Raw genomic sequence first — 7972 nt, 5'->3', positions numbered from 1 at the left:
GCTTTTTTATTTTTAAAAAGATTAAAAACTAAGGTTTTAGAAAAAAAATAGCTTACTATTAAAACATAGTAAGCTATTTTTTTATTTAATTAAGTAGAACTATTATCTAAATTGGTAAATAATCTTTCCTACTTGCCTATTTCTTCCTAAACTATCTTCATTGAACTTTGTAGCTTTTGCAGCTTTAATTGCAGGTTCAATAAGGCATTTACTTGAATTATCACTTCCTTCTACTTGAAAATCCGCTTTAATTACATTTCCTGAAGCATCTACTTCAATTCGAATCACAACAGTACCTGTTTCCGTACAGTCTGGTTTATTTTTAGGTGTTTTAAGTACTTTTCTTCCAGAAAGAAGATAATTACCTCCTCCTCCATTTGCTCCACCTTTATAACCTCCAGAAGAAACATCTCCATTTTCTTTTCCCTTATTCCCTGGCTGATCATCATCTCCATCTCCTTCCGAAGTAGTTCCATCTGACTTTTCACCATTGAATAAATTATCTAATAAATTAGTAGTTTTATCATCTGGTTTTTGCTCTACCTCTTCTTTAGGAGTTTCAGCATCCTTTGTAGGAGCATCTTTCTCTGGAGTAGTATTTTTTACAGGGTCTTTACTTTTAGTAATAGTTGGCACATCTTCCGCATTATCACTAGCAAGAACATCATCTTCTACTGTCTTCGAGGCTACAGGCTTTGAAGGTGCTTTCACCGTTTGTTTAGGAGCAGTTTTTACTGTTTCATTTGTAAACTTATTTCCACTTCCAACATCTGAAGTACCAAAATTTATAGCAACTCCATATTCATCTGGCGGATCTTTATATTTCATCCCTCCTAAAAAAACCACAATTAGTAATAAAAGCATTACTAATACGGTCAACACCGCCGATTTTTTTTCATGTTTTGTTTTTAGCATAACGTAATTTATAAGATTAAGTTATTTCTTATTTTTATAAATAAAAGTAATATACCCTACTTGTGTGTAACTTCCTTTATTAAACTTTGTATTTTTTGCAGATTTAATAGCTGCATCTATCAAGCATTGTTCATTAGTAGTGGTACCTTTTTGACCATCACCTAAAACATTAATAACCTTCCCTAGCTTGTCAACTGTTATTTTAAGAACAACTTTACCTCTAACTAAATCAGAACACATAGCTTCTTCCTTCCCAGCAGACATTAGACTCCTTCCTTTTAAAGAATAACTTCCTCCAGAAAAATTTACTTCTTCAGTTTGAATTTCATGAATATCATTTTCATTATCTGAATCTTCACTAGGATTATTTAAAATTTGATTTGTTATATCATTAACATCATCATTAACTTTTTGTTTTTCAGGTTTCTCTTTAATTTCAGAAGGACTATTCTCAGAAGCCATATTCTTAGATGATAGAGATGACTTATTGTTACTTGAATTAGTCCTATTTTGTGTAGAATTTATCTTATTATTAGTTCTAATTTTTTGCCGACTAGGTTTTTTCTCATTGTTAATTTTATGTTGTTTTTGACTTAGCTTTTCTTCCTCAAGCTGTACAATTTCAATTTGTGATTCTTTATCTTTTGAAACAGTATAAATTCCGTAAAAACTAACAAACAATAATAAAAGTAACATAATTCCTAATGTCAGCAACATCGACTTTTTCTTTGAATTAGACATGACTTATTAATTACCTTTTACAGCTAAAACCATTTTAAACTTATTCTTATTAGCAATATCCATTACAGACACTACATCTTGATAAGGAATATTTTTTTCACCACGAATAGTTATTGTTGATTTTTTATCAGGATTAAGTTTTAAAAGCTTTTCTTCTAACTGTTTTATGTTTAAAGATTTTTTATCATCACCAATATAAAACTTTGAATTCTTCTTAATACTCACAGCTATTGATTGACTCTTAGCCGTTTTCACATCACTAGCTTTTGGTAATACTACATCAATAGCACTAACAGTAACCAATGTTGAAGTCAACATAAAAAATATTAATAATAAGAAAACAATATCTGTCATCGAAGACATATTGAATTCTGGGCTGACTTTATTTCTCCCACGTATGTTCATAATATTCTTTTTTAGATTGGTTCATTTAATAGATCTAAGAACTCTACAGCTTTTGCTTCCATTTCATAAATAACTTTATTTGTTTTATTTACTAAATGGTTATAAGTAATATATGCTACAATACCAACAATTAACCCTGCTACAGTTGTTGTCATCGCAGTATAAAGACCATCAGAAAGTTGTTTGATATCAATTTGACCACCTCCTGTTGCAATCTCATGAATTGCTACAATCATACCAATTACAGTTCCTAAGAAACCAATCATTGGTGCAGCACCTGCAATTGTAGCTAAAATACTAACATTTCTTTCTAATTTATAAATTTCTAATTTTCCAGCGTTCTCAATTGCTGTACTAATATCATCTAAAGGCTTTCCAATTCTAGAGATTCCTTTCTCAATTAATCTAGAAACTGGTGTATTTACTTGTGCACACATCATTTTAGCAGCATCAAGCTTTCCTTCTGATACGTTTTCTTTTATAGAATTCATAAACTTTCTATTTGGTTTCGAAGCAGCTTTTATCGCAAAAAACCTTTCGAAATAAATATAAAGACCGACAGCTAATAAAATTGTTAATACAAGAATAATTAATTGACCTCCAAGGCCTCCTTGCATAATTAATTTTATAATTGAAAGAGATTTTTCATCTGCTAAAGCTTCTGTTGTTGTCTCACCTAGCTCTGTTCCTTTTTGTACAAATTCTGAAATCATAGTGTATTTAATATTAGTATATTTTAAGAGAACGAATTTACAATTTGAAAATTGTTTTACAAATTATTTAAAAAAAAATCCCACAAATGTGGGATTTTATATTTTGATCTATTTTTTATGTGTTAAAAATCATTACACCATGAAAATTGCTACTGCGAATCCAGCTAAGAATCCGATAAGAGCTAACCAACTAATTTTCTTTAAATACCAGATAAAATCGATTTTCTCCATTCCCATTGCAGCAACTCCCGCAGCAGAACCGATAATTAACATACTTCCTCCTGTTCCTGCAGAATAAGCAACTAAATGCCATAATGAACTATCTAAAGGCTCACTAAACATTCCCATTGAAGCAGCTACTAAAGGTACATTATCAATAATTGCAGAGAATACTCCTAATAATAAAATTACTACGTTTTGGTTTGGAATTGTACTATTTAAGATTTCTGCTAAATAACGTAATGTTCCTACTTGTGTAGTTCCATCCGCTGCAACTCCGTATACTAAACTCTCTAAAGCTCCTACTGCAAGTAAGATTCCTAAGAAGAATAAGATACTAGACATCTCAATTCTTGATAAGGCTTTGTGTGGAGAATATAAATGTTTTCTTTCTTCTGTAAAGTCTTCTTCTGGGTGAATATACTCAGAAACTAACCATACAACTCCAAGAGATAACATCATTCCTATATATGGAGGTAAATGTGTTAATGTTTTAAAAATAGGTACGAAAACAATCATTCCTAATCCTAAATATAACATTGTAGAACTACTTAATAATTTCCCTGAGTCTTCATTATTTTCTGATTCTGGAAGTTGAATATTTCCTTTGAATGCAGGTAATAAAGTTGCGATAAATACAGGCACAACCAATGTGAAAATAGAAGGAATCACAAGCTTTTGCACTAAAGCACCAGCTGATACTTTCTTTCCAATCCATAACATTGTAGTTGTTACATCTCCAATTGGAGACCAAGCCCCTCCAGCGTTTGCGGCAATTACAATCATACCTGCAAACCACCAACGCTCATTTTTATTCGTAACAATTTTACGTAACAACGTCACTAATACAATAGTAGCAGTAAGGTTATCAATAATTGCAGATAAAATAAAAGCTAAGATTGACATAATCCATAATAGCCTTTTCTTACTACTTGTTCTTACCCAACCTTTTAAAATTTCAAATCCTCTATGTAAATCAACAATTTCAACAATTGTCATCGCTCCAATTAAGAAAACCAAAATCTCTGATGTTTTCCCTAAGTGGTGTAATAAAAGATTTACAAAGCCTTCTTCTGCATGATGGTCTCCTTCGACAAATTTAAATACTTCTTCATGTCCATCAATAACGTTAAACCATCCTGCGTGATACCCTACAGCTAATAGAGCCCACATAAGAGCTGCCATCAGCAATGCTGGTACAGTTTTATCTAGTTTCAAAGGATGCTCCAACGTAATGGCTAGATATCCTACTACAAATACTAAAATTAATAATGCTGTCATTTTTCCTTAAAATTTATACTAATTGTTCTAATGCTATTTCAAAAGCAGTCTTACAAATATCTGTTTTACTACTATTTCTAGCATGTGCTTTCTCTAAAGCGTTCTTGATTGTATTCGATGTATCTGCAAAAATTGCATCATCTTGCATTGGTAATGGAATTTGTGAACTCATGAAATAAGCGAACACACGAGCGATACCACAGTTTGAAATAAAGTCAGGTAAAAGACTTATTTGCTTATCTGTAGCTTCCATAATTGGTCCAAAGAAGATTTCTTTATCTGCAAATGGTACGTTTGCTCCTGGAGTAATTACTTCTAATCCATTTGCAATCATCTTATTTACTTGCTCTTCAGTTACTAATCTTGATGCAGCCGCTGGTGCAAAAATCTCAGCTCCTAAAGACCAAATTTTTTCATTTATTTCATCAAAAGGAATCATATCATCAGAAACTAAAGTATTTCCATCCTTAGCTAAGAATAGATCTTTCATTTCTTCCATTGTAAATCCTTCTTCCTTGATTACTCCTCCTACTCTATCGATAATTCCTACTACTTTCGCACCTAATTGTGTTAAGAAATATGCAGCAGAAGAACCAACATTTCCAAATCCTTGAACAATTGCTTTCTTTCCTTCGATATTTCCTCCGTAGATGTTGTAGTAATGTTTTACAGCTTCCGCAACTCCATATCCAGTTAACATATCTGCAACTGTATATTTACGATTTACATCTGGTGAAAAAGTTGCATCTTCGATAACTTTAATTACACCATGACGTAATTGCCCAACTCTGTTAATTTTTTCAGCCTCTGTTGGCTTAAAGTGTCCGTTAAAAATCCCCTCTTGTGGGTGCCAGATTCCACAGCTTTCTGTGATTGGAATTACTTCTTTATCTGCGTCTACGTTTAAGTCACCACCTGTTCCGTAGTAATTCTTCAATAATGGAGCAACCGCTTTGTACCATCTTCTTAAAACTCCCTCTTTTCTTGGATCTTGAGGGTCAAAGTTGATTCCAGATTTTGCACCACCAATAGCAGGACCAGCAACTGTAAACTTCACCTCCATAGTTTTTGCTAAAGAAAGAACCTCGTTCATGTTTAATCCTTTACGCATTCTAGTTCCTCCACCAGCAGCTCCTCCTCTTAATGAGTTGATTACTACCCATCCTTCAGCTTCTGTTTCAGAATCTTTCCAGTTAAAAACTATTTCTGGTTGTTTGTTTTCGTATTTTTTTAGTAATTCTTTCATTGTGTGTTTTTTTGGTCTTTTTTTCGTGAATGAGCAAATATATAAATTACACTTTAATTATTTGCCCACTTGAATGGTCTTTTATCGCACCTGTAACGCTAGAAAGACAATTTATTTTATTTTCAAATCGTCTTAAACCTAAAAATGCAAAAATTAATGCTTCTTTATAATTAATTAATTCTCTGTTTTTTATGTCAAAATTTAAAGATGCATAAAATGACAATTTCTCTAATAAGAATTTATTAAAAGTTCCGCCACCAGTTATTAAAATATTTTGACTTTTTGATTTTGAAATTGTTAAATATAATTGAAATGCAACATGTTCTACATAAGTTCTTAAAACATCTTTTTCATTTAGGTTATATTTTTCAATAATTGGAAAAACTTGTGCATGCACATATTCTATTCCGAGGGACTTTGGTTCCTGTTTTCTATAAAAATCAAGGCTATTTAGCTCATTATATAAATTTTTGTTAAACTTTCCTTGGCGTGCCAATTTTCCATCTTCATCATAGGCAAATCCGAGTTTGTTGGCATAAAAGTTCAAAACTGTATTCACAGCACAAATATCAAAAGCAACTCTTTCGCCATTTTTATCAAAAGAAATATTTGCAAATCCTCCAAGATTAATACAAGCATCATAATTTGAAAAAAGCAAAGCATCACCAATCGGAACTAAAGGAGCTCCTTGTCCACCAAGCGCAACATCTTGCGTCCGAAAATCGCAAATAACTTTTGTATTTGTAATTTTTGAAATCTGATATCCGCAACCTATTTGAAGTGTATAATCTTCTTTTGGATTATGAAATATTGTATGACCATGAGAAGCGATAAAATCTAGATTTTCAATAGAATGTTCTTTTATGAATTCTGAAATTTCTCCTCCTACTAATTTTCCAAAATCCACATGAAGTTTTGTGATTTCCTCGGTAGCAATATGAAAAGCATTCTGCAATCTTAACTTCCATTCTTTGGAATAATCAACTGCTTTTGAAGCAACTATTTTAAATTTTGAATAATCATCTATATCCCAAATTACATAAACCAAATCTATTCCGTCTAAAGAAGTTCCAGACATCATCCCTATAGAATGAATTATTTTTTTATTAGTCATTATTTACAATATTTGGATGCTAAAATTACAAATAATACAAAAATTACACACATACTTATTTTTTTAAACTATTTTATTAAAGTATTATTAAGCTAATTCTAAAAAAAAATTATATTTGGGCTTCAAATAACGAAACAACTAGAAAAGTAGAAATTTTATGGATTTTAAACTGACTGAAGAACAAATCATGATTCGTGATGCTGCAAGAGATTTTGCGCAAACTGAATTATTACCTGGAGTAATTGAAAGAGACGAAAAACAAGAGTTCCCAAAAGAGCAAATCAAGAAGATGGGAGAGCTTGGATTCTTAGGAATGATGGTTTCACCAGAGTATGGTGGAGGTGGAATGGATGCAGTTTCTTATGTTTTAGCAATGGAAGAAATTTCTAAAGTTGATGCTTCTGCTTCAGTAGTAATGTCTGTAAACAACTCTTTAGTTTGTTGGGGAATTGAAACTTTCGGAACAGAAGAGCAAAAACAAAAATACTTAACAAAACTAGCTACTGGAGAAATCATTGGAGCTTTTTGTTTAAGTGAGCCAGAAGCTGGATCAGATGCTACTTCACAAAAAACAACTGCATTTGACCAAGGAGATCACTATTTATTAAACGGTACTAAAAACTGGATTACTAATGGATCTACTGCAGAAGTTTACATCGTAATTGCACAAACAGATGTTGAAAAAGGTCACAAAGGAATCAATGCTTTGATCATCGAGAAAGGTATGGAAGGTTTCGAAATTGGACCAAAAGAAAATAAATTAGGAATTCGTGGATCTGATACACATTCTTTAATGTTTACAGATGTAAAAGTTCCTAAAGAAAATAGAATTGGAGAAGATGGATTCGGATTCAAATTCGCAATGAAGACTTTATCAGGAGGACGTATCGGAATTGCTTCTCAAGCATTAGGTATCGCTTCTGGAGCTTACGAATTAGCTTTACAATATTCTAAAGAAAGAAAAGCTTTCGGAAAACCAATCTGTGAGCACCAATCTTTAGCATTCAAATTAGCTGATATGAAAACTAGAATCGAAGCTGCTCGTCACCTTTGTATGAAAGCTGCTTGGGACAAAGATGTTCATGAAAACTATGATTTATCTGGAGCGATGGCAAAACTTTATGCTGCTGAAACTGCAATGTGGGTAACTACAGAGGCTGTTCAAATTCATGGAGGATACGGATTCGTAAAAGAATACCACGTAGAAAGATTAATGCGTGATGCGAAAATTACTCAAATTTATGAGGGAACTTCTGAAATTCAAAAAATCGTTATTTCTAGAAGTGTATTAAGAGATTAATTTTGATTTTTATATAAGAACTAAAAAGCAGGATTTCG

Annotated in this window: 8 protein-coding genes; 1 reads left to right on the top strand and 7 read right to left on the bottom strand. The window is 32.0% G+C overall.

Translation table 11 applies throughout. The features are described 5' to 3' along the window. Positions 1-102: 102 nt before the first annotated feature. The 7 genes from I0K12_RS16135 to I0K12_RS16105 all read right to left on the bottom strand — a co-directional run bounded on the left by I0K12_RS16135 (position 103) and on the right by I0K12_RS16105 (position 6634). Complete coding sequence (locus I0K12_RS16135; RefSeq protein ID WP_196889177.1) at positions 103-915, bottom strand: energy transducer TonB; 813 nt, start codon at positions 913-915, stop codon at positions 103-105. Positions 916-936: 21 nt separating this feature from the next. Beyond that, positions 937-1656 carry a hypothetical protein gene (locus I0K12_RS16130; protein ID WP_196889176.1) on the bottom strand — a complete coding sequence of 240 codons (720 nt, stop codon included), beginning with the start codon at positions 1654-1656 and terminating at the stop codon, positions 937-939. A 6-nt stretch (positions 1657-1662) separates the two neighbouring features. Next, positions 1663-2061 (bottom strand): ExbD/TolR family protein, encoded by a 399-nt coding sequence (locus I0K12_RS16125; protein WP_196889175.1) that lies wholly within the window; start codon positions 2059-2061, stop codon positions 1663-1665. Positions 2062-2072: 11 nt separating this feature from the next. Beyond that, positions 2073-2774: a MotA/TolQ/ExbB proton channel family protein gene (locus tag I0K12_RS16120; RefSeq protein ID WP_196889174.1), complete on the bottom strand. Its 702-nt coding sequence runs from the start codon at positions 2772-2774 to the stop codon at positions 2073-2075. Positions 2775-2906: 132 nt separating this feature from the next. Further along, positions 2907-4274 (bottom strand): sodium:proton antiporter NhaD, encoded by a 1368-nt coding sequence (nhaD, locus tag I0K12_RS16115; RefSeq protein ID WP_196889173.1) that lies wholly within the window; start codon positions 4272-4274, stop codon positions 2907-2909. 13 nt (positions 4275-4287) lie between these two features. Next, positions 4288-5520, bottom strand: coding sequence for a Glu/Leu/Phe/Val dehydrogenase (locus I0K12_RS16110; RefSeq protein WP_196889172.1), 1233 nt, complete (start codon positions 5518-5520; stop codon positions 4288-4290). Between the two features lie 46 nt (positions 5521-5566). Beyond that, complete coding sequence (locus tag I0K12_RS16105) at positions 5567-6634, bottom strand: anhydro-N-acetylmuramic acid kinase (RefSeq protein ID WP_196889171.1); 1068 nt, start codon at positions 6632-6634, stop codon at positions 5567-5569. 157 nt (positions 6635-6791) lie between these two features. Between I0K12_RS16105 and I0K12_RS16100 the strand changes: the two genes are divergently transcribed. Then, positions 6792-7934 carry an acyl-CoA dehydrogenase gene (locus tag I0K12_RS16100; RefSeq protein ID WP_196889170.1) on the top strand — a complete coding sequence of 381 codons (1143 nt, stop codon included), beginning with the start codon at positions 6792-6794 and terminating at the stop codon, positions 7932-7934. Positions 7935-7972 lie beyond the last annotated feature (38 nt).

This window comes from Aureivirga sp. CE67, assembly GCF_015767245.1.
Taxonomy (GTDB): Bacteria; Bacteroidota; Bacteroidia; order Flavobacteriales; family Flavobacteriaceae; genus Aureivirga.
This window is presented reverse-complemented; position numbering and strand designations above follow the sequence as displayed.

What these genes read in the sequence shown, in the direction of transcription:
- I0K12_RS16135 (WP_196889177.1), bottom strand. Translation starts at nt 915, where the DNA reads ATGCTAAAAACAAAACATGAAAAAAAATCGGCGGTGTTGACCGTATTA.
- I0K12_RS16130 (WP_196889176.1), bottom strand. Translation starts at nt 1,656, where the DNA reads ATGTCTAATTCAAAGAAAAAGTCGATGTTGCTGACATTAGGAATTATG.
- I0K12_RS16125 (WP_196889175.1), bottom strand. Translation starts at nt 2,061, where the DNA reads ATGAACATACGTGGGAGAAATAAAGTCAGCCCAGAATTCAATATGTCT.
- I0K12_RS16120 (WP_196889174.1), bottom strand. Translation starts at nt 2,774, where the DNA reads ATGATTTCAGAATTTGTACAAAAAGGAACAGAGCTAGGTGAGACAACA.
- nhaD (WP_196889173.1), bottom strand. Translation starts at nt 4,274, where the DNA reads ATGACAGCATTATTAATTTTAGTATTTGTAGTAGGATATCTAGCCATT.
- I0K12_RS16110 (WP_196889172.1), bottom strand. Translation starts at nt 5,520, where the DNA reads ATGAAAGAATTACTAAAAAAATACGAAAACAAACAACCAGAAATAGTT.
- I0K12_RS16105 (WP_196889171.1), bottom strand. Translation starts at nt 6,634, where the DNA reads ATGACTAATAAAAAAATAATTCATTCTATAGGGATGATGTCTGGAACT.
- I0K12_RS16100 (WP_196889170.1), top strand. Translation starts at nt 6,792, where the DNA reads ATGGATTTTAAACTGACTGAAGAACAAATCATGATTCGTGATGCTGCA.